The following is a 23,375-nucleotide window of genomic DNA, read 5'->3' as shown; positions in this document are numbered from 1 at the left end:
CTGATTATATAGGAGGACTATTTTGGAGATTATATTCATTTTCATATGTATTATATTAGTAGCTTCTATTTTACAAACAAGTACAGGTTTTGGCTTTTCTATTATGGCAACACCTTTCTTACTCATGTTATTTCTACCACAAGAAGCTATACAAATAAATATCATTTTATCATTAATTATTTCCATATCACTCATTTGGAAAATAAGAATGGACATTGATTTTATTCTACTGAAAAGATTAATTTTCGGAAGTATAGTTGGTGTTCCTTTTGGTATTTTCATTTTCATTTCCATTAACATCAACACTTTTAAATTAGTAATTAGCATCCTGCTCTTACTATTAACGTTGATGCTAATATGCAACTTTAAGATTAAGTCAACAAAATCTAGAGATTTCTTAGTAGGCGGATTATCAGGTCTTTTAACGACAAGTATCGGTATGCCAGGACCACCCCTGTTACTTTACTTTACAGGAACTAATACGAAAAAAGAGAAGTTGAGAGCAACTACTTTAGCTTTTTATCTATTTATATATTTCATTAGTCTACTAACTCAAATACTCTTTACTGGCACAAACAAAACAATTTGGGAATCAAGTTTGTATGCTATTCCAATCGTATTTCTAGGTTTGTATATAGGCCAAATTATTTTCAAATGGCTTAATCAACGGATTTTCAAAATATTTACGTATATCCTTCTAAGTTGCACGGGTATGTATCTTCTTATTGAAAGTTTGCATTTATTATAGAAGGTGCTTTAGATTGTGCCATAACAGATAGGTTTTAAATGAAGTATCGTTATATTTTTAAACGTGATAACGATAAAAAGCGGCTATTATGCCGCTTTTTTTCACTTATACTAACGTTTCATTACACAGCTCTGTTACATTTTTAAAATATTGCAAGTTCTCCTTTGCTTCAGCTTCATTAAATAAGTTGAGCTGCTTCATTATTTCAGCAGCAAATTCAACATACGCAGACCCTACCGCTGTTATGATTTTTCCATCAACGGTTACATCTTTATTTTGTTTATATTCCCATTCATGTAAATGCGCTAACTGTTTTTCATCTGATGTTAATGATGTTGAGAATTTTTTCTTATTCAGCACTCCTGCTGCATGTAGTAAAGATGTTCCGGCACAAATACCCGCTATCCATTTATTTTGCTTATGTAATTCGTTCACAATAGATAACAATTGTTCATTTTCTAAATGATCAAAAATATGTCCGCCTGGTACGATCAACACTTCATAGTCCTCTATTTTAATTTGCTCGATAGAGACATGTGGTTGACACAAAAAGCCGCCTTCTCCTGTAACGGTTTTTCCGTCTACAGTTGCTGTTATTATTTCAAATTCCTTACTTATCAAAAATAAACTAGCTATATTCACTTCAAACTCTGCAAATCCATCAAATAAAAAGATTAAAGCTTTTTTCATAGTATCCCCTCCCCCTATACTTATTCGAAGACCATCATATTTCTCCTCCAAAAAAGGCAAACCTGCATACAGGTCTGCCTTTTTACTCATTTCTTATTAAATCCTTTTTCACTTAAAAACTCTTTCATATGCATTCTTTTTTCTTTAGCCATAAACGAACTCATTGATTCCGTCCATGTTACGTTTTTCTTATTTGATGATCTTTCTTTGTAATAGGAGCTCATCGTTTCATCGTATTCGTTTAATAATTCATCATATTTCTTTTCATCATACCCATCTTCATGAAGGATTGCTGCTACTGGTAAACGCGGTTTCACTCCATGATTTTCATCTGGTACACCAACTGTCATTCCGAATATAGGATATACTTTATCTGGTAAATGAAGCAATTCACTTACTTCCCTCGGATTATTACGAATACCACCAATATAACAAATACCATATCCTAACGATTCTGCTGCTAACGCTAAGTTTTGCGCGAACAATGAAGCATCTACTGTCGCAACTATAAAGTCTTCTACTCCTTCATGCTTTATTTCTGTACCATGTTGTTCACACGCCATTTCAAGTCGTTTTAAATCTGCACAACAAACAAAGAATGCTGCGCAGTCTTTCACGTGACGATTTCCGGATAGCTCTGCTAGTTTAACTTTTAGGTCTTGATCTGTTACATATATAACAGAATACGCCTGTACAAAATGCGAGGAAGCAGCATGCTGCGCAGCTTGCACCATTCTTTCTACTACATCTTTCGGAATTGATTCTTCTTTATATTTACGAACTGAAACGTGTTGCTCCATTTTATGTATGATCTCATTCATGAAAAACACTCCTTTTTTCTCTTCATAATGAAAAATTAACATATCTTTTTCAATATTCACAACTTATAAGCACAAAAAGAGCAATTCTTTTTGAATTGCTCTTTTTAAAACGTCTATCAATACGGTACATGAAATTATATCGACGATTATTTAAATATATCGACGATTCCTTGCACTATATCAACGATTTTTCGAATATATCGACGATTCGACAAGTGATATCGACTTACCGACAAATAACGACAAATTCACTCCGAATTATATCTTGTCTTATTACGCCGTTTTCAAAACTTTAATACCTTTTACGATATTCCAAATGAAGTAATAAATCCCTACAAGAATAAATACTGCATATGTGATCATCATTCCAATTCCAGCACCATCAGATTGATTGAAGCTTAAACCATATATGCCGGATACTGCTAATCCACCAAATAAAATCGCATACGGGAAAATATGTGACCAAAATGCTTTTTTCGCGTGGTATTTCACTTCATCCTCCGCAACAAAGTACACGATAATTGGTAGTAAAAATGGTGCAAAAAAGATACTAAAGTAACATAGTGAAGATAATATATTATTTCCTTTCATCCGATTCACCTCTAAATAATTTTTGTTATCTTCATTATGTCAGGAATCCATTTTAGAAACTATCGCTTTACCTTTCATTAAGGTGACATATTTGTAAGATTCTCCTCAAAAAATCCCGCCTAGAATGCTAGGCGGGATCACTTTCACTATATTCGATTCATAAACCAATATTGCGTAATGGCTAAATACTCTCGTATATTTGATGGAATGACAATTCGCTTCGGTGTGTCGGCCGGAAGACCTTCTAATTGTAAACCTTGTTTTGCTGCTATTTTTTTCGCTCTAAACATGTGGAAATCGTTTGTTACGATCATTCCTTTTTTCATATTGTCCGGAATTAAAGGTTTTGAGAATTTAATATTTTCATCTGTACTCGTTGACTTATCTTCCATTATAATGCGGTCTTCTGCAATTTTTAATTTCATTAATTCATTTTTCATTGCTAATGCTTCTGAAATATCTTCCCCTTTTCCTTTCCCTCCAGACACGATAGCGATTGCTTTCTCATGTGATTTCAAATACTCGGCTGCTTTATCAATACGATATTGCAATGAGTAAGATGGTTTCGTTCCGTTTACTTTCGAGCCTAATACAATGATATAATCAGCTTCATAGGTCGCATTCATTTGCCCATGCTTATAAATGTTATATTGTAAAAATCCCACATAAACGGCGCAAACCATTATAATTCCTATCATATACTTAATTATTTTTTTCTTTTTCATATCCATATACTCCTATGTTCTTTGCTTCTTTCATGATAATATCCATTTATTTGTTTGTATACAGACAAATTCCAATTCAACCTAATTTATCCTCTAGAAAGTAATATTTATATTCCTTTCGGGAACAGTAAGTACAACTTTGCACGAAGGAGTGTCCCTATTGCTTCTCTTTTTATGTAACGTATCGTTCTTTTTTATTTTATTTTTACTATCGCTTAAGATGCTCGGTAAATCTGCTTTAGCACAACTAACTCCTCATGATTTTGGTGCTATTATCTTTTTATCTTATTTAGCTTTTCAAGCCATACCAGTCTCTGGTGCTTTGCAAGCTTTTCTCGGTATGGTCGTTATTACATGTTTACATTTAATTCTTACAAAATTAAGCCTATTCAACAAACTAAATCGTTTCATTCTCGGGCACCCTATTATTTTAATTAAACATGGTGACATTATTTTTGAGAACTTACAAAAAAGTAGATATCCCATCGCTGAATTACTTTCTAACCTTCGCGTCGCAGGATACCCAAGTGTTCATGAAATTGAATACGCTATTTTAGAAGCAAATGGAGCCATTAGCATTTTACCAAAGCGTGAACTTGTCCCATTAACTCCGAAAGATTTGAACATAGATGTTAAGTATGCTGGATTACCAATTGCCCTTATCGTTGATTCGCAAATTCAATACGATAACTTAAAGTTAATTCATAAGGACGAAAAGTGGTTATATAAAGAATTAAAAGAAAAAGGCATCACAAATATTAAAAACGTTGCCTTTGCGTCTGTTCAAGAAATAGATGGATCTTTTGCTATTAGTTTAAAAAAATAAAAAATCCCCTTACTTACTCAAGGGGATTTTCTTCATTATATCGCTTCTTTCTCTCCCGCCATATTCAATGGAACAGGATGTTTCATACGATTCATCGTAAATAGGATAATCGCTGTTATTACTTCCGCTACTGGCATAACGAGCCAAATTCCGTTTATTCCAAATAACTTTGGCATAATCCATAATAATGGAATAATAAATAGTAGCCCTCGGCTCATTATAATCAGTACTGATTTCTTTGTTTGTCGCACTGATTGGAAGTACTCGCCATACACAATGTTATAGCCTAAAAATACGTATTGGATAAAGAACAAACTAATACCTGTTAATGTTAACTCCAATAATTGTGGAGATTGGACATCAAATAGACCAATAATATATTTCCCGAAGAATAATCCGACAATTATCGCAACGCCGCCAAGTACAACTGCAATTTTCACAGCAAACTGTAACCCTTCACGCAATCTTTCTGCTAAATTTGCACCGTAATGGAAACTAGCAATTGGTTGCAATGCAGCACCTACACCGAAGAATAATAGTAATGTCATCGCGTGAATACTATTCACCATCGCATAGGAAGCAACACCTACTTCTCCTGCATATTGGACAAATGCGATATTAAAACCAATCGTTACGATTGCGACCGTACTTTCTGTTGTAAAGCTTGGGAAACCTATTATCATAATTTGTTTAATCGTATCCCATTCAAAATGGAATTTCGTCCATTTTAAAATACTACTTTTTCTAAAGAAGTGTGTTAATAATACAAGGAAACCAATCGCTGCTGAAAGAATAGTTGCTGAAGCAGCACCTGTTACGCCCCATCCAAAAATGAAAATAAATATATAGTCAAACACTATATTTAATACAGCTGTTACAACAAGACCTGCCATTGCTAAATTAGGATTCCCATCATTTCGGATAAATGTACTTAAAATATTTTCTAAAACGTATATCATTCCAAATGTTAATAACACGTGTAAATAATCTAACGCATACGGTAAAATTACTTCGTTTGCACCGAATAAATATGCTAAATCTTCTATTCTCCATAAGCAGATCGCCGCTAAAACACCTACGATAATGACTGCTACCGTCATAGATTGAGTAAAAATAGACCTTGCTCTTTCTATTTTATTTTCACCTAGTGCAATGGAATATAACGTTGCCCCGCCCATTCCGATCCACAATGAAATAGAGAAGAAAATTGAAAATGCTGGTATAGCCACGTTTACTCCTGCTAAACCGGTCGCTCCAACTCCCCTACTAATCATAACCGCATCAATTACAATATTAACTGACATTAATACCATCCCGAGAACAGCTGGTATTAAATAAGAAATAAATAAACTTTTAATTGGTTTTTCTCTTAATTTTTCTGTTACTTCCATACTATTATGCTCCTTTTTTCAACGCTCTGTTCACAGTTTAAACCTTTAAGTAACTTGAAGGTCAAGAGAGAATTAAAAAATAGGTAACTGAATTATACGAATGAATGTAAATCTGTAATTAGTTCAAAGATTTTCATCTTATTTTTTCACTACAGGGATTTGAATTTCCGTTACTTGCTCATCTGGATTTTCTGTTACAGACCAATCAATTAATGCAATCTCAATCGCATCTCCACTTACTTCATACCCTTCTTGATCAATGTACGCAAGTAATTCCTTGTACGTTGCATCTGTTTCTTCATAAGGTCCATGATGATAAGAACAAGCATATAAACCTTCCTTAATCTCATCTGAATTATGCACTTCATAAGGCATATAATCCAAAAGAATAAACACGCTACTATACGCTTGAAACTCCTTTTGCATTAATCCTTTTTTTGCAACGGTTACACCGATATCTCCAGAAAATAAGCTATCATCCATTTGCCTCATATTTTTTTGCAACGAATGAATATAGTACTCAAACATATCATCTGTCGTATTCGGGGCAACCGCAATTGCTGTAATTTTCCGCTGCGGTATCTCTTTAATTACCATTTGTTCAGCTTTTGCTTTTGTTGCTTCCTTAATTAAATGAATTCTATGCTCCATTTTCGCCAAAGCATACTCAATCTCTCTTTGTTTTTTTAACATCATTTCTTGTTGTTTTCCCAGTAAATTGAGTGCGTATGCTGGGTTTCTTTCATCAATATACTTCTTAATTTCCTTTAATGGAATATTTAATTGACGTAAAAATTTAATCGTATCTAATAGTGAGAACTGATCGATTGTGTAATAGCGATAATTCGTTTGCGGGTCCACAATGGACGGATGAAAAATTCCTTTTTCATCATAATAACGTAAAGTAGATTCCGCTATATTATGCATTTTTGCCATTTCTCCAATTGTAAAGCGTTTATTTAATAACATCTTTTATTCCCTTCCAATTTCTATTTATTTCATTATATGTTCATTTTGTCTTCAAAACAAAAAAGAATTCCCATACGAGAATTCTTTTTATTCATTATTAAACCTCTATTATTATAGGAAGAATCATCGGCTTTCTTTTCGTATTAGTATATATATACTTCCCTAAAGCTTCTCTTACTTCTCTTTTCAAAATACCCCAGCTATTCACTTTCTCTTTCTTTACATTATTAATCGTACTAACAGCTAATTTATTTAATTCCTTCAAAAATTCTTCTGAATCACGAACATATACAAATCCACGAGAAATAATATCAGGACCTGAAATTATTTCTCCATCCACTTTATTAAAAGTAATAACTATTACGAGCATTCCATCTTCTGAAAGTTGTTTACGATCACGTAATAAGGCATTTCCAACATCACCAATTCCTAATCCATCTACATATATATTTCCTGCCTGTATTTTTCTAGATTGAATTGCCACTTCGTTACTTATATCTACAACATCCCCATTACGAACGATAAATATATTTTCTTTTTCAACACCAATTGATTCTGCTAACAAACTATGGTGATGTAGCATTCTAAACTCTCCATGAATTGGGATAAAATACTTTGGCTTCATTAAAGTGAGCATCAATTTCAACTCTTCTTGATATGCATGACCGGATACATGGACTCCAGTCGAACTACCTGATCCGTAAATTACTTTTGCTCCTAATGCAAATAAATTATCTATAATTCGTGAAACGTTACGTTCATTTCCTGGAATAGGAGTTGCGGCTATAATAACCGTATCTTCTGGCAAAACATCCACTTGCCTATAGTTTCCACTAGCTAAACGCGCTAAAGCTGCCATTGGTTCTCCTTGGCTTCCTGTACAAAGGATTGCTACCTGCTTTGGATCTAAACGATTTACCTCATTTGCTTCAATTAACATACCATCTGGAATATTTAGATACCCTTTCTCTAGAGCAACTTCTACTACATTTACCATACTTCTCCCAAGCAAAGCCAGGTTTCGATTTGTTTTTATACAAGCTTCAACTATTTGCTGAACACGATTCACATTAGAAGCAAAAGTAGAAATAATCACTTTCCTATTTGCTTTCATAAATATTTCCTCTATTCGTTCCCCTACCGACCTTTCTGATGGGGTAAAGCCAGGTCGTTCTGCATTTGTACTTTCCGATATTAAAGCTAATACACCTTCACTACCTATTTTAGCCATTTTATGAATATCAGGATGTTGATTATTAACTGGTGTTAAATCAAATTTAAAATCACCTGTATGTACTATAGTACCTTCTGGTGTATGAAAAACGATACCGAGGCAATCTGGAATACTATGATTCGTTTTAAAAAAAGTTGTCTTGATAGCACCAAAATCAATTTCTGATTCTGAATGAATAACGATTAATTCTGTATCATCTTGAAGGTTATGTTCCGTTAATTTAATTTCAATTAAACCTAACGTTAACTTCGTCGCATAGATTGGTACGTTTAGTTGTTTTAAAAAATATGGTATTCCGCCAATATGGTCTTCATGTCCATGCGTCACTACTAATCCGCGAATTTTTTCTTTATTTTCTTGCAAGTATGTGACGTCTGGAATGATTAAATCAATTCCTAATAAACTTTCATCTGGAAATTTTGAACCACAGTCAATAACGACAATATCATTTTCAGATTGAATAACATACATATTTTTCCCTATTTCATTTACTCCACCTAAAGCAACAATAGACACGTTGTTTTTTAATGAATTCAAACTATAAACCCTCCCTTTCACAGTTATAACTCGTGAAATAGTATTTAGGCTTTATTATTCGTAATGAAAAAGGACTTCATACTATTTCATACATATAAAATTCACACGCTACTTTTATACCTATATCCTCTATAACACAGGTTCCCTCTAAAAAAGCCCCCATTTTTTCATTGATTTTTTGTAAAATCTATTATATATTAATTACAGGTTCAAATTACGAGTTCAAAAGAACTTGTAACTAGACCCTTTGTTTAATGGGTTTTACATATTTTCATTAGGCAAATTCCGAGAAATCGTATGATAAAAATAAAAATGATGAGGAGAGGATCCGATGGAATTCGAATTTTTCTTTCAAATTGCACTTATTTTATTAAGTACAAAGCTTGCTGGTGATCTTAGTGTTAGATTAGGTCAACCTTCTGTACTAGGTAAATTAATTGTCGGTATCGTTATCGGTCCAGCTGTATTAGGTTGGATTGAGAATTCAGAGCTTCTAACACAATTAAGTAATGTCGGTGTTATTCTTTTAATGTTTATGGCAGGACTTGAAACAGACTTAGAAGAATTAAACGCAAATCGTAATTCTTCTTTAGCTGTTGCACTTGGAGGTATTATTCTTCCATTCGTAGGTGGTTACGTTTCTGGTCTTGTTATGGGAATGGAACAAGGAAATGCTGTATTTTTAGGATTACTCCTATGTGCGACAAGTGTTAGTATTTCCGTACAAACACTTCGCGATTTAGGCAAGATGAAAACACGTGAAAGTACAACGATGCTTGGTGCGGCTGTATTTGATGACATTCTTGTTGTTATTTTATTAGCATTTGCAATGAGCTTCTTAGGTACAGACGATGTTAACTTAACAATGGTTATCTTGAAGAAAGTTGTATTCTTCGCTTCTATTATTTTAATCGGATGGAAAGGTGTTCCTGCGATTATGCGCTGGTTATCACCACTACGCGTATCTGAGTCTATCGTGAGCGCGGCTCTTATCATCTGTTTCTCATTCGCATATTTCGGCGAACTATTAGGAATTGCTGGTATTATCGGTGCTTTCGCAGCTGGTATCGCTATTTCTCAAACGAACTACAAACATGAAGTAGAAAAGAAAGTAGAACCAATTGCTTACGCTATGTTCGTTCCCGTGTTCTTCGTAAGTATCGGTATGAATATTACATTTGACGGTATTGGCAATCAAATTTGGTTCATCTTAGCATTAACAATAATCGCTGTATTAACGAAACTAATTGGTTGTGGATTTGGTGCACGAATGACTGGATTTGACGCTAAGTCTTCTGCCATTATCGGTGCTGGAATGGTTTCTCGTGGTGAAGTCGCACTTATCATCGCAGGAACAGGACTTTCTTCAGGTCTATTGGCACAAGATTACTTTACAGCTATCGTTATTGTCGTTATTTTAACTACAATGATTACACCACCAATGTTAAAATACACTTTTGGTGCAAAAGATAAAGCAATGAAAGCAAGTAAATAAGTTTCATAAAATAAAAAGAGATTGCTATCTTATAAGGTAGCAATCTCTTTTTATTTTACCTTTAAACAATCCCGTTCTTTTTTAACCATTTTTCAAAAATAATTCGTGCTTCTTCATCATCAATATCATTACTAAATGAATAAACCATAATGCCATAATCATCGATATATTCACCTAATTTCATTTCTTCCACTTTCTTATAAAAATCATCTGCCTCATAGTGTGGAATATAAGTATCCCAAACTGGTTCATATATTCTTTTGTATGCTGTCACTTCTAAATCATATCCATCCTCATAATATCCGATGTGATAATGTTGACTAGGATCATATTTTGTCATGAAATTCCCCTCCCTTTGAAAATTTATCATATTTCACATAATAAACAAAAGCGAGCTGTATATTACAGCTCGCTCGATTCATTAAATACGTTCCATCGCCGTCTTCAACGTTCCAACAACAAAGGCAATTTCTTCACTTGAAATAATAAGCGGCGGTGCTAATGTTAAGACGTTATTATACCCTGCTGTTGTCATACCGTTTCGTCCTATAATTAAGCCCTTTTCTTTACAAGCATTTACAACACTTGCAATTTTGTCGTTATCAATTGGCTCTTTCGTCTCTTTATCATTTACAAGTTCAATTCCAACTAGTAGACCTTTTCCTCTAATATTCCCAACAAGTGGATGTTCTCCAATTTCTTCTTTTAATTGCTCTAATAAAAGCGAGCCCATTTGTGCAGAGCGCTCAATTAAATTTTCATTTTCCATAATCTCTAAGTTTTTAAGCGCTAATGCACAAGCCGCAGGATTTCCACCAAATGTATTAATATGACGGAAGAATTCATATTCACCCTTCCCTTTAAATGCTTCATATATTTCTTTTTTCACAGCTGTCGCTGATAATGGTAAATACGCGCTCGTAATCCCTTTTGCCATCGTAATAATATCTGGCTTCACATCATAATTCATAAATCCAAACGCTTTTCCTGTACGTCCGAAACCGCAAATTACTTCATCGCTAATGAGCAAGGCCCCGTGTTTTTGACACGTCTCATGAACTGCTTTCATATAGTCGTGTGGCGGCATTAAAATGCCCCCGCCCGTAATAATTGGTTCCATAATAAAAGCTGCGATCGTTTCACTTAATTCCCATGTCATAACACGATCTACTTCTTTTACACATTCTACATCATAAATGTTCTCTCTTTCTATTCCAGGCATACGATAACAATCTGGCGGCGTTACATGTAAAAATCCTGAAGCAAATGGCTCATATTGATATCTACGCTGTGCTTGCCCCGTCGCTGCCATCGTTGCCATTGTATTTCCATGATACCCGCGGTAACGTGACATAAATTTATAACGATGTGGTTCACCTTTTTGAGCATAGTATTGTCTTGCTATTTTAAAAGCTGTTTCGTTCGCTTCCGAACCACTATTAGAGAAGAAAATAACATACTCTCCCCCAAGCCACTCATTTAATTTTTCTGCAAGCTTTATAGCCGGTTCATGCGATTGTGACATCGGAAAGTATGATAATGTTTGTAATTGCTTGTAAGCCGCTTCTGCGAGCTCTTTTCTTCCATATCCACTATTCACACACCAAAGACCACTCATACCATCTAAATATCTTTTCCCTTGTATATCTTCAACCCAGCACCCTTCTGCTTTTGCCCCTACCATTGTACTATTTGGACTAAAGGGACGCATTCCATGCCAAACATATTGCTCATCTTTTGCTAATAATTCATCAGTCTGTTTCGTTTTCATCATTTCTTCCACCTTCCATAACAACTTATTTTTCACAAAAGCTGCGCTGGTGCCATGATGATTTACATTTCTCCCTGCTTATTTTCATTCCACAAAATTAAGACAAAATCCTACTAACAATACAGTAATATTTACAAGAAAAAGGAGCTTTTCTTATCTATCGAAAAGCTCCTCTTTTTTAATGCGAGGATGCATCACTAATACCATGGCCAGTATTAGATTTCACAAGAATCTCATCAAATTTCGTAGCATCTTCTTTCTTACTAGATAAAACGGTTCCTAAATATGCTGCCAGGAATCCGAGCGGGATCGAAATAATTCCAGGTGTCGTATATGGGAATATCGCTTCCCCAACAAATATAGCTTTTCCAGCTACAGGGTTCCAAACATTTGGACTTAACGCTACAAGAACAATGGCTGATACAAGACCAACAATCATACCAGAGATGGCACCCGTTGTATTAAAGCGTTTCCAATATATTGTGAATAATATAACCGGTAGATTTGCACTCGCTGCAACTGCAAATGCTAACGAAACTAAAAATGCTACGTTTAATGTTTGGGCAAATAACGCTAGTATAATAGACAATACCGCTACTCCAATAGACGCATAACGAGCCATGGATACTTGCTCTTTTTCCGTTGATTTTCCTTTACGAAGAATCTCATTATAAAAATCATGTGCGAATGCTGATGCTGCTGTTAATACAAGTCCTGCCACTACAGCTAAAATTGTTGCAAAGGCAATGGCTGATACGAAAGCAAATAAGAAATCTCCACCTAACGCTTTAGCTAATAAAGGTGCTGCCATATTACCAGCAGGGTTTGCTTTAATAATCGCCTCATTTCCTACAAACGCCGCTGCTCCAAACCCTAAGAAAATTGTCATAATATAAAATGCACCAATTAACCACGTAGCGTATACAACAGATTGACGTGCTGTTTTTGCATCACGTACTGTAAAAAAGCGAACAAGAATATGTGGTAATCCTGCAGTACCAAGGACTAGTCCTAAATTTAAAGAAAGCGTATCAAGACCATCTTTATACTTTACTCCTGGATTTAAAAACGAATCTTTTAACGGCGTAGCTGTTTTCATTTGAGCGAACATTTCAGTCACACTGAAATTAAATTTGGAAAAAACAATAATAGAAATAATAAATGTACCAGCCATAAGTAGTACAGCCTTTACAATTTGAACCCAGCTCGTAGCTGTCATTCCTCCAAAAATAACATACACAGTCATAAGTGTGCCGACGATTAATACAGATGTTGTATATTCAATGCCTAATAATAGTTTAATAAGTGCACCCGCACCAACTAATTGTGCAATCATATAAAAAATTGAAATCGTCATCGTATTAAGCGCTGCAACTCCACGAACTTTTTTCGCATCAAAACGTGCCGCAATCATATCCGCTAACGTGTACTTCCCTAAATTTCTAAGCGGTTCTGCGACAAGGTATAGAACAACTAAATAAGCAACTAAAAAGCCGATACTATAAAAGAATCCATCAAACCCAGTTAACGCTATCGCTCCGGCTATACCAAGAAATGACGCAGCAGACATATAATCTCCCGCAATGGCCAGCCCATTTTGCCAACCAGTTAATCCCCCTCCAGCCGTATAAAATTCACTCGCATTTTTCGTTTTTTTCGATGCAAAATAGGTTATGACTAGCGTACCAAGGACAATAATTAAAAATAGTGCAAACGCAGTCGTATTCAAGTTCAGCCCCTCCCTTTTTGCATATCTTGTAGAATTTTTCGCGAGATTTCATCAAAGGATTCCGCCTTTTTGCTATAAATCATACATAATGCCCATGTCATAATAAATTGTGCGAAAGCAAATACCCATGCCCATGTAACATCACCAAATGCTGGTGTATTGAGCACCTTTGAATACGACGTTAAAATAGGTAGTGCAATAAAAAAGCTTAAAAAGAAAATACTCATCGGAACGATAAACTTCTTTTTCTTATTTAATAGTAATTGAAATTCTTCTGACTGAACAACCTCTGTATAATTCACCTCATTTTGTAACTTACGTGCTGAAGTATCATCTCGTTTCATTCTCCGATCCCCTCTCTTACTAGAAATACATTTCTCCTTCGCATACCAAAAGACTAAATTTTATAAATATTCAGAAACTTATTTTCATTTTAGACAATCCATACATTCCTGCAAAGATTTTTCGATAGACATTTTTCAGCAATTTCCCCTAAGTTTTTAATATACTTTTTCAACATAAAATTTTTACTTTTCAACCCGTATCAATCGAGCTTTTATTCCCATTAAAACAAAATAAAAAGTAGTGCTTATCGCACCACTTCTGTTTTTTTCTCTTTTTCTAAATTACGAGCTGTTTCGCTTAATTCAACATCTTTTCCATCTTTAAGTGTTCCAAATATAAAATCGAATACTGGATTTGAGACACCAAACCAAAACTTTTCATTTTTATAATGGTGTAATATGTGCTGTTTCTTAAGCCATCTTCCAAACTTAGTAACGGGGCGAATCGGCTTATGTGCAATATAATGTTTCCATTCATAAACGAGAAGCATAATAATCATTCCGATTCCGAATGAAAGTGTAACAGTAATACTTTTTGTTACAGCGTATGATATAAGTAAATATATAGTAAAGCTAGGTATACTAAACCATACAGGCAAAAATAAAAGTTTTAAATCATCTGGATACACGTGATGATCATAATGTAATCTTCTTAACATTTTTAATAAAAATACGTTTTTAGGTGGCTTTAAGTGAAATAAAAACCGATGTGTCATATATTCGTTAAGCGTATAAAAAACAATCCCAAACAAACACGCTAACATACCGACCCATGTGAAAAATTGCATTTTTAAAATAATGATAAAAATAAATAGAATACTATACATAATAACGATATCATGTTGTAAAAAGAACTCTTTCCCCACTCTCTTCATCTTCCTTCCCCCTTTTCCAAAGAAACAGCCGCAACATATCGTTACGACTATTTCTTTTATTTTCTATTTTTATTCTATTCACTTTACAAATTTGCCTGCTGCTCTATTGTCGAGAAAAAATTATTCGGTCCAAATATATTTTGCTTTGGAATAATATGTTCCACCGCAAACACTGTTACTTCTCCTCTTTGCACCTCTCCAATAATAAGCCCAAATACTTCATGATTTACCGCAAACGTTGGTTGCTTTGTTTGTAATAACCTTGCTGCATTATGAAATACCGCTTCATATAGTGGATTCCTATCAGTAATTTCTTTTCGGATTTTTGGTGCTAACGTAATAATAATTTCTTTTCCGTCAATAGTGGTTCGATACATAAAAATCTCCCCTTCAATCTTATGTGAACAACTGTAAAGCTTTGTATGCAAAATGGATAGAATATCCCACTAAAATAATACCTGCCCCGGCTGTTATATAGCCAAGTGCTTTTTGCTTCAATAAAGTTCTGCCAAAATGGACAGAAAAAGCAATATTTAAATTCCACAAAATAATACCAACGATAATACAAAGACTGTACAAAAAGGCTTCTTGTTTCGTGACCTTCGTAAGCAATGAGCTAAGTGTACTTCCGTATATACCAAACCAAAAAACAAGATTTAATGGATTGGATATCGCAATTAAAAAACCTGCCATAAACGATTGTTTAAGACCACCTACCTCTTCTTTTTTATATTCCATATTCGAGTTGGAAATTCCTTGTTTTACACTTTGAAATCCTAAATAAAATAATAAGAAAAACCCTGTGCAATACATAAAAGCTTGTACATATGTATACATAAACACAGAAGATAAACCGAAATAGATGAGAAGCATAAACAAAATATCTGCAGTCATTCCACCAATTCCAACAACCCACGCATGCCAAAAACCTCGTTCAATTCCTCGTTTTAACATTTCAATATTAATTGGACCTACTGGCGCCGCTAATGAAATCCCTAATACAATTTGTTGTATAATCGCTCCAAACATCGCTCTATCCTTTCTACTCCCTTTACTATTAAGTAATGATGTAATAATTAAAAATAGACTAGCTTTCATCAAAATATTTACTACTAAAATACCCTTTTTTATCCAAAATATACAAAAGAGCCATTCGGGTGATGGCTCTTACTTTTCTATCTTATGAAGAAAAGGACATTTTCCTTTTATCGGCTCTACATCATCTCCTATGAAGTATTGTTTCCATTCACGATGATCTGGATCACCATAATGACTAATGTTAGGATGTTTCGGCAACTGATCCCACTTTTCAACTCGATCTCGGACTGTTTGTCTTGAATATGCTCCTTTAGGACGGTCGCCTTCTAATCCATCAAAAATGGTACGTGGCTGAAATCCAATAACGAGAGAATTTCCTAAATGCCTAGTTTTTCGTTGTTTATAAGCTGGCGCATTTCCAAATGCGAATATCGGTTCCCCTCCAAATGAGAATTCCCATAAGTAATGATCTGGTTCTTCAGGAATTTGCTTCGGCCATGTTTGATCATCATTTTCATGTAAATATTGTAGTACTTTCCAAAAGTAATCACGATAATATTCCAGTGATTGTTCCTCACATTCTGGTTCCACAAAAAGAAAAAAGCCTCTTCTTACAATTGGGCGTTCTTTCATTAACTCTAAAAAAGATAACATTGTATGCGGCAAATGGCTCCAATCATTATGAGAGAGAAAGGAATAACGAAGTTCATTCTTTTTTAAAGCAGTTAAACCAAAATAACATGGGAAGGTTGGTTCTAATACGACATTTGAAAAATTTTCAAATTCTTTTGCAACCCAATTCGGTATATCTGTTCTCATTTTCATTCCTTCATTATCTAATAAATAAGACTCATTCATTCTTTCACCTCATTATGTATAGCATTCAATTAAGACTATTACATACTCGGCCTGTCCTATACCAATTTAAAAATTCGGCTGGAAAATTATTTAAAAATACAAAAAAATAAAATCGCTTACTTGACTAAATTCTCCCAATTCGTGTATATTTAAATTAATCATTTAGCAGAATATTCAAGATTATAGCATTTTTAGTCTATCTTATCTTTTTAAATGAATTTCACTAAATGAAAAAAGCAAATGTTTTTAGGAGGAATTGTAACATGCAAGGAAAAGTAAAATGGTTTAACAACGAAAAAGGTTTTGGATTTATTGAAATTGAAGGCGCTGACGATGTATTCGTACATTTCTCTGCGATTCAAGGCGAAGGCTACAAAGCTTTAGAAGAAGGTCAAGAAGTATCTTTCGATATCACTGAAGGAAACCGCGGACCTCAAGCTGCTAACGTAGTAAAACTTTAATCCAACATATGACAGGAGGTTACCTTACTTGGTAACCTCCTTTGTTATTCCTTTGTATATTTCCGTTTTCCAGAGCAAAAACTATGTGAAATGCGCAATATACAAAGGAGGCAGTAATAATGGGATCAGAAGTAAATGATTTTGAAGAAGTAAAATTCCGTGTAGAAACAGCACAAAAGATGGTGGGTTCAGCAACAATTTCAATGGATCCAGACACTTTAGAGCATGCCGCAACTGCTGTAGAAGCAGCTCGCTCTCAGCTTGAAATTATGAAATCTGTTGCGGTAGATTTAGATGAGCCGTTTCTAATGAATGAGGAAAAGAAATTAAGCAAATGCGAGCAGCAATTAAACGAAGCAATGCATTAAAAAAACATCCAGAGAATGTTCTCTGGATGTTTTTTTATGACAACTGTTCCCCATACTTTTTCAATGTTTCTCCAACTGTACATTGCTTAATACAAAATGAATGAGCATAATATTTACTATTTGTCTTTCGATTATGTTCTCGCAAAAAACACCCTTCACAATACGTTTCTAATAAGTCATTTACCTCTGTAATGAGTTGCTTTTTATCCACGGTTGCACCTCTCTATTCGGTTATTTCTTTATGACTATCAATGACTGTTCCTTCTAATGCTTGCGTTGCTAATTGATGTGCTTCTTTATTTTGTTTTCTAGATATTGGCTCGCATACAAGTTTTAATTTCATTTGCTTCGCTTTTTGTTCAATTTGGTCTAAATAATGATTTAAATGCTCATCATAGCAAGGCCATTCTCCGGCCAATTGTTGCAATACGACTTGAGAATCCCCGCGAAGTGTAACTGCTTCATACTTAATCCCTAATTCCTCGAGTATATTCATACCGTATAATAATGACGCATATTCGGCTTCATTATTATCATATATACCTTCTATATATGCGTTGCGGCGAATTCGGTAGTTTTTATTTCCTTTTTTATAGTACACACATATACCTACTCCAGCTTCTTTCGTCTGCACATCATAACCACCATCAAAATAAACGAGTATTTCTTGGGGCTCATCCTCCACTTGCTTACTCAGTTTTTTCATCTCTTTTAATGACCATTCTGCATCCATTTCATCGTAAAATAATAATTCTTTTACTCTTCCTGTTTTCTCGAAATCCTCTGCAAATTGCAGTACATCTTCTATGTTCATATAATCTGTCGTTAATTCCGTCTGCAAACCGCGCTTTGTTTTATACAACCAATGAATTTTATATTTCATACTAGATTCCCCTTATGTAAGACTTCTTATATGTATCCAGCTAATGAAAGCCTCACTTTATTTTATTATATTTTATCAAGAGTCTCTGAATTATATTCAATATTATCACATGCAAAAAGAGCTATCCCTTTAGGAATAGCTCTTTCATCTATTACATAAATCTTTCAAATTGTACTCGCTTATTAATCCAGTACATTACAGGCATACCAATAACCATTACAACAAATTCACCGGCTGCACATGTTAACCAAGTCAACATAAATGGTAAATCAAATGCAAGATGAAGTTCAATTGCAATCATAAACATTGTAATTGTAAAGATAACTGTATTAAAAATCATACGAGCCCAAACACCTTTAATGAATCGCATAGAAATAATGGTTGCAACTAGTGCAAGAATAGATTGCCCTACTCCAAATACTAAATCGTAAGCGATCATAGGTGAGAAAAAGAGATTCGTTAAAAATACACCTAATACAATTCCGTAAATTGCTTTCTTATTAAATACAACGAGATGATTAAACATCTCTGAAATACGAAACTGTACACTCGTAAAGCCAAATGGCTGAATAAGCATAGAAACAGCAATATATAATGCCGCTAAAATACCATTACCGACTAATGTTCTAATATTCATGACAAAATCTCCTTAGTTTTTTTACGTGGGATGGTTTCGAACCACGTTATTCGTTTTTTAAGCAACAAGATTATATTTTACGCGGTAGCCCCCCCTTTCGTCAATAGATTCCTATCATGAACTACCTTTTTTCTTTTAGAAAACGTATAATGAAATATATGAAAGATTTAGGAGGTTTTACTTCATGACTGCAACAATTCAAAATGAAAAAGTGATCGTTACCATCTCTGACAAAGGTGCAGAATTACAAAGCGTGCGCTTAAAAGAAGACAATACAGAATACTTATGGCAAGGTGATTCCACTTATTGGGGACGCCGCGCACCCATTTTATTCCCAATTGTCGGCCGATTAGTAGATAATACATACTACGTAGATGGTAAACCTTATTCTTTAACACAGCACGGCTTTGCTCGTGATCTTACATTCTCTGTAAAAGAACAAAGTGAAATGAAACTCACTTATATCGTTACTAGCAATGAAGAAACATTAAAAAAATACCCATACGAATTCGAATTACTCGTGTCTTATGAGCTAGACGGACAAATCGTTCATGTAACATATGAAGTAAACAATCCTACTTCAAAAGAGATGTTCTTCTCAATCGGAGCACATCCTGGTTTCAATTTCCCGTTATTAGAAGGTGAATCATTTACAGATTATCATCTATCATTTAATGGTTCTGAACACTTAGAAACAAGTGTATTAGAAGGACCTTACCTTTCAAGTAAAAAGCAATTAATCGCTGAAAATACGAATGAGTTACCACTTACATACGATTTATTTAAAAATGATGCGCTTATTTTTGAAAATATGAATACTGATGAAATCTCTATTCGTTCTCATAAGCATAATAAATTTGTAAAAGTAGAATTTGACGGATTTCCATTTGTCGGCGTATGGACACCAGGCGAGAACGCACCTTTCCTATGTATCGAACCTTGGTACGGTATTGCTGATGAAGTAAATCCAGCAAAAGATTTCAAGGAAAAAAAAGGAATTCAAACTTTACAAGCGAATGAAACATTTACATGTCGTTATAGCATTACAATTGGCTAATTACTCTATCCCCTACTTCAAAGAAATATATAAGTAGGGGATCATCTTATCATTTGGAGGTTTCTCATTTTGATTGAAGTATATATTGATGGTGCATCAAAAGGAAATCCTGGTCCTTCTGGTGCAGGAGTATTTATTAAAGGGGTTCAACCAGCTGTACAATTATCATTCCCCCTTGGGACAATGTCCAATCATGAAGCAGAATACCACGCTTTACTTGCGGCATTAAAATATTGCACGGAGCATAATTATAACATTGTCTCTTTTCGTACAGATTCGCAACTTGTCGAGCGAGCTATTGAAAAAGAATACGCAAAAAATAAAATGTTTGCACCTCTATTAGAGGAAGCACTGCAGTACATAAAAAATTTCGATCTCTTTTTTATTAAGTGGATTCCAAGTAGTCAAAATAAAGTCGCTGATGAATTAGCTAGAAAAGCTATCTTACAAAATTAACGGGGGTATGAGTGTGAAAAAAGATTGGATTGCTCCTCTTGCTTTATTATTTGTGTCTTTTATTTGGGGAGCTACGTTTGTTGTCGTTCAAAATGCTATGTCTTTCGTTGGTCCATTTACGTTTAATGGGATTCGCTTTTTATTCGCTGGAATTATTTTATTATTCGTTCAAATGATTTTCTCAAAAAAAGCTTCAAAACAAGATATAAAACAGAGCAGTCTCGCGGGATTAATCGTTGGATTCTTTTTATGCGTTGGCTATGTATTACAAACATTCGGCTTACTTTATACAACTTCTTCAAAAGCTGGTTTCTTAACAGGGCTTAGTATCGTTATGGTACCAATTTTATCTTTTATCTTTTTAAAACAAAAAGCTACCATTTTTATCGTAATGGGTATTGCTGTAGCAACAGCAGGTTTATACTTATTAACGGCTGGTGATTCTTTTCAATTAAACATTGGAGATATACTTGTTCTCGGTTGCGCAGTCGCTTTCGCTGCCCATATTCTTGTTAACGGCTTCTTTTCTAAGAAAATATCACCTTTATTGTTAAGCACGTCGCAAGTATTAGCTGTCGGTATGTTTTCTTCTATTTGCGCTTTTTTGTTTGAAGATTGGGAAAAATTATTTTCAGTAGCACTATGGACGAATTCTTCCTTTTTATTTGCTCTATTTCTAACTTCCCTATTTGCGACATCCATTGCTTTTTTCATTCAAACATCAGCACAAAAACATACGTCTCCAACGAGAGTAGCAATTATTTTTGCAATGGAACCCGTTTTTGCTGCCTTAACAGGCGTTCTCGTTGCAAACGAACAACTGTCTATCTCTGCTATTATCGGATGCCTATGTATTTTCCTAGGCATGGTTTTTGTTGAATTACCTTCCAAAACAAAAAAAGAAGCGCAGGCTGCGTGAAGTTACGCTTGTAACTTCCGCATAAAAGCCTTAGCGCTTTTTTTATCTGTAATTTCTTCCTCTTTCAATCGTTCTAATAACGCAACAAAATAACTACCATCAAACTGTAATTGATGTTTAATGGTCGCTTCTATCGCTGCGTTTACAATTCCATCAGATGCACCCGTATATCCTTGTCCGAACATAATAAACCCTTGTGCTTCCTCTGATAGTTTAAATCCTTTCGTATGTAAGAATGAAAGATAATCTTCTACTGTTTGCATGATATTCCCACCTACTCAAAAATTCTCCATCTCCTATCATACATGTTTTTACACCCTATGAGAATGAAATTTCTTTGACAACTTTGTAAATCAATCGTCTACTTCGTTTATAATGGAGGATTTCCTAACAATATGAAGGAATATGTACAGTGGAACTTATTTCATATTAAAGGGGAGACATGATGAAACAAGCACTATTAATTATCGATGCTCAGCAAGAATTAATTGATGGAAATGAACAAGAAAGTGAAGTTTTTCATAAAACCGAGCTATTATCTACACTCAATACAGCCCTGCAGAAAGCAATAGATTCCAATGCTCTTATCGTTTTCGTAAGAGATATCGATGTTGCATCTGGTAGTGGCGTAGGCTTTGAAGTACATAATCAAATTCAAGTACCTCAGTCTGCAATCTTTATTAATAAAGCAGCAACAAATTCATTCTATGGCACTTCTTTACTTGAACTTTTAAAAGAAGAAAAAATTAACCATATCGTTATAGGTGGATGTAAAACAGAACATTGCATCGACACCGCTGTTAGGACAGCAACTGTACAAGGCTTTGACGTTACATTAATTAAAAACGGTCATTCCACAACTGATTCTAACGTATTGTCTGCAGAACAAATTATTGGTCACCATAATAAAATTTTACATGGGCATTATAACGTCGATCATTTTTCTATGGTGAGAGATATCAAGGAAGATCTCTTTCAACCAACCCATGACCAATATCGCGATTAAATGAACGATAAAAAAGAATCCTTGCGTGAAAAGGATTCTTTTTTATCCAAAAATTTGCGCCGCAATACTATATAATTCACTATTTCTTTTTAATAACCGATTGCTATTTTTCATCATAATTGGTGGTGTATTCACCTTTTTAAAACCAGCAATCTCTAATTCTTTCAGAAAATCGTTCTTTCCTTCTGGTACATCCATTCTTAAATTCCCATCATGCTCTCTTGCTAAATCATGTACAATTCTCATTGCCATCTCATCATTTTTAGCAACAACCGGCCCTATTATTTTATTTTCTGGTGTTTGTATACTTATACCGTATCCTATTACATTTTCTTTTATATCCTTTACAACAACACACTGATCACTTTGCATAATTCTTTTCTTTAAAAACTGTTTTCTATTTGTTCCAAACGCATATTCATCTATTTTTATTATTTTTTCTAAATCACCCTCTTTATAATTCATCATATAATCTTCATTTCTTACACAATAATCATTCGCATCGTACGAGTTACATATGTATTTAGAAACATAACTTACTGCCCTAAATCCTAATTTTTCATATAAAGGTTTCCCTTCATCCGTAGCAATCAGCATAATGGGAGTATGAGCTGATACGCTCTTAATACATGAATTCGTTATCGCTTTTCCAATCCCTCTCCCCTTATAATCTGGATGTACAATCACCATTCCGATAGACGCTAATTTCTCTCCATATAATATTATTGCCGCGCTAGCAATTAGTTCCTCTCTCTCATTCCAAACACCGTATACAATCCCTGCGTTAAAAATAGTCTCAATTTCTTCTCTGTTATAATCCCACCCAATATAAGAAGATAATGATACAATATCGCCTATTTGTTCTTCCCTAAGACGCTCCACTCTTATTTTCAATCCAGTCATTCTCCATCCCCTTATTTAGACATTTAAATCATTATTACTAAAT

At 34.3% G+C, this 23,375-nt stretch carries 29 protein-coding genes and 1 riboswitch; of the genes, 9 read left to right on the top strand and 20 right to left on the bottom strand.

The window, feature by feature from the left end; translation table 11 throughout:
- The first annotated feature begins 22 nt into the window (after nt 1-22).
- Complete coding sequence (locus ATN06_RS08430; protein WP_060630262.1) at nt 23-748, top strand: sulfite exporter TauE/SafE family protein; 726 nt, start codon at nt 23-25, stop codon at nt 746-748.
- 105 nt (nt 749-853) lie between these two features.
- On the opposite strand, the gene ATN06_RS08425 is transcribed toward ATN06_RS08430, so the two are convergent.
- The 4 genes from ATN06_RS08425 to ATN06_RS08410 form a co-directional block, all read right to left on the bottom strand.
- Complete coding sequence (locus ATN06_RS08425) at nt 854-1,438, bottom strand: type 1 glutamine amidotransferase family protein (RefSeq protein ID WP_060630261.1); 585 nt, start codon at nt 1,436-1,438, stop codon at nt 854-856.
- Nucleotides 1,439-1,524: 86 nt separating this feature from the next.
- Nucleotides 1,525-2,259 carry an oxygen-insensitive NADPH nitroreductase gene (gene nfsA / locus ATN06_RS08420; RefSeq protein WP_060630260.1) on the bottom strand — a complete coding sequence of 245 codons (735 nt, stop codon included), beginning with the start codon at nt 2,257-2,259 and terminating at the stop codon, nt 1,525-1,527.
- A gap of 273 nt (nt 2,260-2,532) precedes the next feature.
- Nucleotides 2,533-2,850, bottom strand: a complete 318-nt coding sequence (locus tag ATN06_RS08415; protein ID WP_000678044.1) for a magnetosome magnetite crystal formation protein family — start codon at nt 2,848-2,850, stop codon at nt 2,533-2,535.
- Nucleotides 2,851-2,996: 146 nt separating this feature from the next.
- Complete coding sequence (locus tag ATN06_RS08410) at nt 2,997-3,575, bottom strand: YdcF family protein (RefSeq protein WP_060630259.1); 579 nt, start codon at nt 3,573-3,575, stop codon at nt 2,997-2,999.
- 160 nt (nt 3,576-3,735) lie between these two features.
- Here ATN06_RS08410 and ATN06_RS08405 point away from each other — a divergent pair, with 160 nt between their 5' ends.
- On the top strand, nt 3,736-4,401 hold the full coding sequence (locus ATN06_RS08405) for a DUF421 domain-containing protein (protein WP_000923930.1): 666 nt from the start codon (nt 3,736-3,738) through the stop codon (nt 4,399-4,401).
- Between the two features lie 35 nt (nt 4,402-4,436).
- On the opposite strand, the gene ATN06_RS08400 is transcribed toward ATN06_RS08405, so the two are convergent.
- From ATN06_RS08400 to ATN06_RS08390, 3 genes are all read right to left on the bottom strand, one after another.
- Nucleotides 4,437-5,792, bottom strand: a complete 1,356-nt coding sequence (locus ATN06_RS08400; RefSeq protein WP_060630258.1) for an MATE family efflux transporter — start codon at nt 5,790-5,792, stop codon at nt 4,437-4,439.
- A gap of 138 nt (nt 5,793-5,930) precedes the next feature.
- Complete coding sequence (locus ATN06_RS08395) at nt 5,931-6,761, bottom strand: MerR family transcriptional regulator (protein WP_060630257.1); 831 nt, start codon at nt 6,759-6,761, stop codon at nt 5,931-5,933.
- A gap of 97 nt (nt 6,762-6,858) precedes the next feature.
- Nucleotides 6,859-8,532 carry a ribonuclease J gene (locus tag ATN06_RS08390; protein ID WP_060630256.1) on the bottom strand — a complete coding sequence of 558 codons (1,674 nt, stop codon included), beginning with the start codon at nt 8,530-8,532 and terminating at the stop codon, nt 6,859-6,861.
- A gap of 331 nt (nt 8,533-8,863) precedes the next feature.
- Between ATN06_RS08390 and ATN06_RS08385 the strand changes: the two genes are divergently transcribed.
- The gene (locus tag ATN06_RS08385) at nt 8,864-10,027 is read left to right on the top strand and encodes a cation:proton antiporter (RefSeq protein WP_060630255.1); all 1,164 of its coding nucleotides are present in this window, start codon (nt 8,864-8,866) and stop codon (nt 10,025-10,027) included.
- Between the two features lie 61 nt (nt 10,028-10,088).
- Here ATN06_RS08385 and ATN06_RS08380 read toward each other — a convergent pair whose 3' ends face one another.
- From ATN06_RS08380 to ATN06_RS08345, 8 genes are all read right to left on the bottom strand, one after another.
- Nucleotides 10,089-10,367 (bottom strand): DUF3986 family protein, encoded by a 279-nt coding sequence (locus ATN06_RS08380; RefSeq protein WP_060630254.1) that lies wholly within the window; start codon nt 10,365-10,367, stop codon nt 10,089-10,091.
- A gap of 81 nt (nt 10,368-10,448) precedes the next feature.
- Entirely contained in the window at nt 10,449-11,798 is a 1,350-nt protein-coding gene (locus tag ATN06_RS08375; RefSeq protein ID WP_060630253.1) for an aspartate aminotransferase family protein, read from the bottom strand.
- 178 nt (nt 11,799-11,976) lie between these two features.
- Nucleotides 11,977-13,527, bottom strand: a complete 1,551-nt coding sequence (locus ATN06_RS08370; protein ID WP_060630252.1) for a solute symporter family protein — start codon at nt 13,525-13,527, stop codon at nt 11,977-11,979.
- A 2-nt stretch (nt 13,528-13,529) separates the two neighbouring features.
- The gene (locus tag ATN06_RS08365) at nt 13,530-13,871 is read right to left on the bottom strand and encodes a DUF485 domain-containing protein (RefSeq protein WP_060630251.1); all 342 of its coding nucleotides are present in this window, start codon (nt 13,869-13,871) and stop codon (nt 13,530-13,532) included.
- A 245-nt stretch (nt 13,872-14,116) separates the two neighbouring features.
- Nucleotides 14,117-14,746 carry a sterol desaturase family protein gene (locus tag ATN06_RS08360; RefSeq protein ID WP_060630250.1) on the bottom strand — a complete coding sequence of 210 codons (630 nt, stop codon included), beginning with the start codon at nt 14,744-14,746 and terminating at the stop codon, nt 14,117-14,119.
- Between the two features lie 83 nt (nt 14,747-14,829).
- Complete coding sequence (locus tag ATN06_RS08355; protein WP_060630249.1) at nt 14,830-15,123, bottom strand: hypothetical protein; 294 nt, start codon at nt 15,121-15,123, stop codon at nt 14,830-14,832.
- A gap of 19 nt (nt 15,124-15,142) precedes the next feature.
- Nucleotides 15,143-15,775, bottom strand: a complete 633-nt coding sequence (locus tag ATN06_RS08350; protein WP_060633108.1) for a LysE family transporter — start codon at nt 15,773-15,775, stop codon at nt 15,143-15,145.
- A gap of 138 nt (nt 15,776-15,913) precedes the next feature.
- On the bottom strand, nt 15,914-16,642 hold the full coding sequence (locus ATN06_RS08345; RefSeq protein WP_060630248.1) for a YqcI/YcgG family protein: 729 nt from the start codon (nt 16,640-16,642) through the stop codon (nt 15,914-15,916).
- Nucleotides 16,643-16,905: 263 nt separating this feature from the next.
- Between ATN06_RS08345 and cspB the strand changes: the two genes are divergently transcribed.
- Together cspB and ATN06_RS08335 are read left to right on the top strand one after the other, a co-directional pair.
- A complete protein-coding gene (gene cspB / locus ATN06_RS08340) occupies nt 16,906-17,103 on the top strand; it encodes a cold shock-like protein CspB (RefSeq protein WP_001161727.1) in 198 nt (65 codons plus the stop codon).
- A gap of 119 nt (nt 17,104-17,222) precedes the next feature.
- On the top strand, nt 17,223-17,471 hold the full coding sequence (locus ATN06_RS08335; protein WP_060630247.1) for a DUF2564 family protein: 249 nt from the start codon (nt 17,223-17,225) through the stop codon (nt 17,469-17,471).
- A 34-nt stretch (nt 17,472-17,505) separates the two neighbouring features.
- On the opposite strand, the gene ATN06_RS08330 is transcribed toward ATN06_RS08335, so the two are convergent.
- The 3 genes from ATN06_RS08330 to ATN06_RS08320 form a co-directional block, all read right to left on the bottom strand.
- Complete coding sequence (locus tag ATN06_RS08330; protein ID WP_060630246.1) at nt 17,506-17,682, bottom strand: zinc-finger domain-containing protein; 177 nt, start codon at nt 17,680-17,682, stop codon at nt 17,506-17,508.
- 12 nt (nt 17,683-17,694) lie between these two features.
- A complete protein-coding gene (locus tag ATN06_RS08325) occupies nt 17,695-18,354 on the bottom strand; it encodes a ribonuclease H family protein (protein ID WP_060630245.1) in 660 nt (219 codons plus the stop codon).
- A 151-nt stretch (nt 18,355-18,505) separates the two neighbouring features.
- Nucleotides 18,506-18,991, bottom strand: a complete 486-nt coding sequence (locus tag ATN06_RS08320; RefSeq protein WP_060630244.1) for a QueT transporter family protein — start codon at nt 18,989-18,991, stop codon at nt 18,506-18,508.
- Between the two features lie 6 nt (nt 18,992-18,997).
- A riboswitch (PreQ1 riboswitch) is annotated at nt 18,998-19,042 on the bottom strand.
- 133 nt (nt 19,043-19,175) lie between these two features.
- Here ATN06_RS08320 and ATN06_RS08315 point away from each other — a divergent pair.
- From ATN06_RS08315 to ATN06_RS08305, 3 genes are all read left to right on the top strand, one after another.
- Entirely contained in the window at nt 19,176-20,048 is an 873-nt protein-coding gene (locus ATN06_RS08315) for an aldose 1-epimerase family protein (protein ID WP_060630243.1), read from the top strand.
- A gap of 69 nt (nt 20,049-20,117) precedes the next feature.
- On the top strand, nt 20,118-20,504 hold the full coding sequence (locus tag ATN06_RS08310) for a reverse transcriptase-like protein (protein WP_060630242.1): 387 nt from the start codon (nt 20,118-20,120) through the stop codon (nt 20,502-20,504).
- 13 nt (nt 20,505-20,517) lie between these two features.
- Complete coding sequence (locus ATN06_RS08305) at nt 20,518-21,423, top strand: DMT family transporter (protein ID WP_060630241.1); 906 nt, start codon at nt 20,518-20,520, stop codon at nt 21,421-21,423.
- Nucleotides 21,424-21,425: 2 nt separating this feature from the next.
- Here ATN06_RS08305 and ATN06_RS08300 read toward each other — a convergent pair whose 3' ends face one another.
- Nucleotides 21,426-21,686 (bottom strand): DUF6123 family protein, encoded by a 261-nt coding sequence (locus ATN06_RS08300; protein WP_001195212.1) that lies wholly within the window; start codon nt 21,684-21,686, stop codon nt 21,426-21,428.
- A gap of 182 nt (nt 21,687-21,868) precedes the next feature.
- Here ATN06_RS08300 and ATN06_RS08295 point away from each other — a divergent pair, with 182 nt between their 5' ends.
- Complete coding sequence (locus ATN06_RS08295; RefSeq protein ID WP_060630240.1) at nt 21,869-22,429, top strand: cysteine hydrolase family protein; 561 nt, start codon at nt 21,869-21,871, stop codon at nt 22,427-22,429.
- A gap of 42 nt (nt 22,430-22,471) precedes the next feature.
- On the opposite strand, the gene ATN06_RS08290 is transcribed toward ATN06_RS08295, so the two are convergent.
- Nucleotides 22,472-23,332 carry a GNAT family N-acetyltransferase gene (locus tag ATN06_RS08290; protein ID WP_060630239.1) on the bottom strand — a complete coding sequence of 287 codons (861 nt, stop codon included), beginning with the start codon at nt 23,330-23,332 and terminating at the stop codon, nt 22,472-22,474.
- Between the last annotated feature and the right edge of the window lie 43 nt (nt 23,333-23,375).

The sequence above is a fragment of the Bacillus thuringiensis genome, from assembly GCF_001455345.1.
Lineage (GTDB): Bacteria > Bacillota > Bacilli > Bacillales > Bacillaceae_G > Bacillus_A > Bacillus_A thuringiensis_N.
This window is presented reverse-complemented; position numbering and strand designations above follow the sequence as displayed.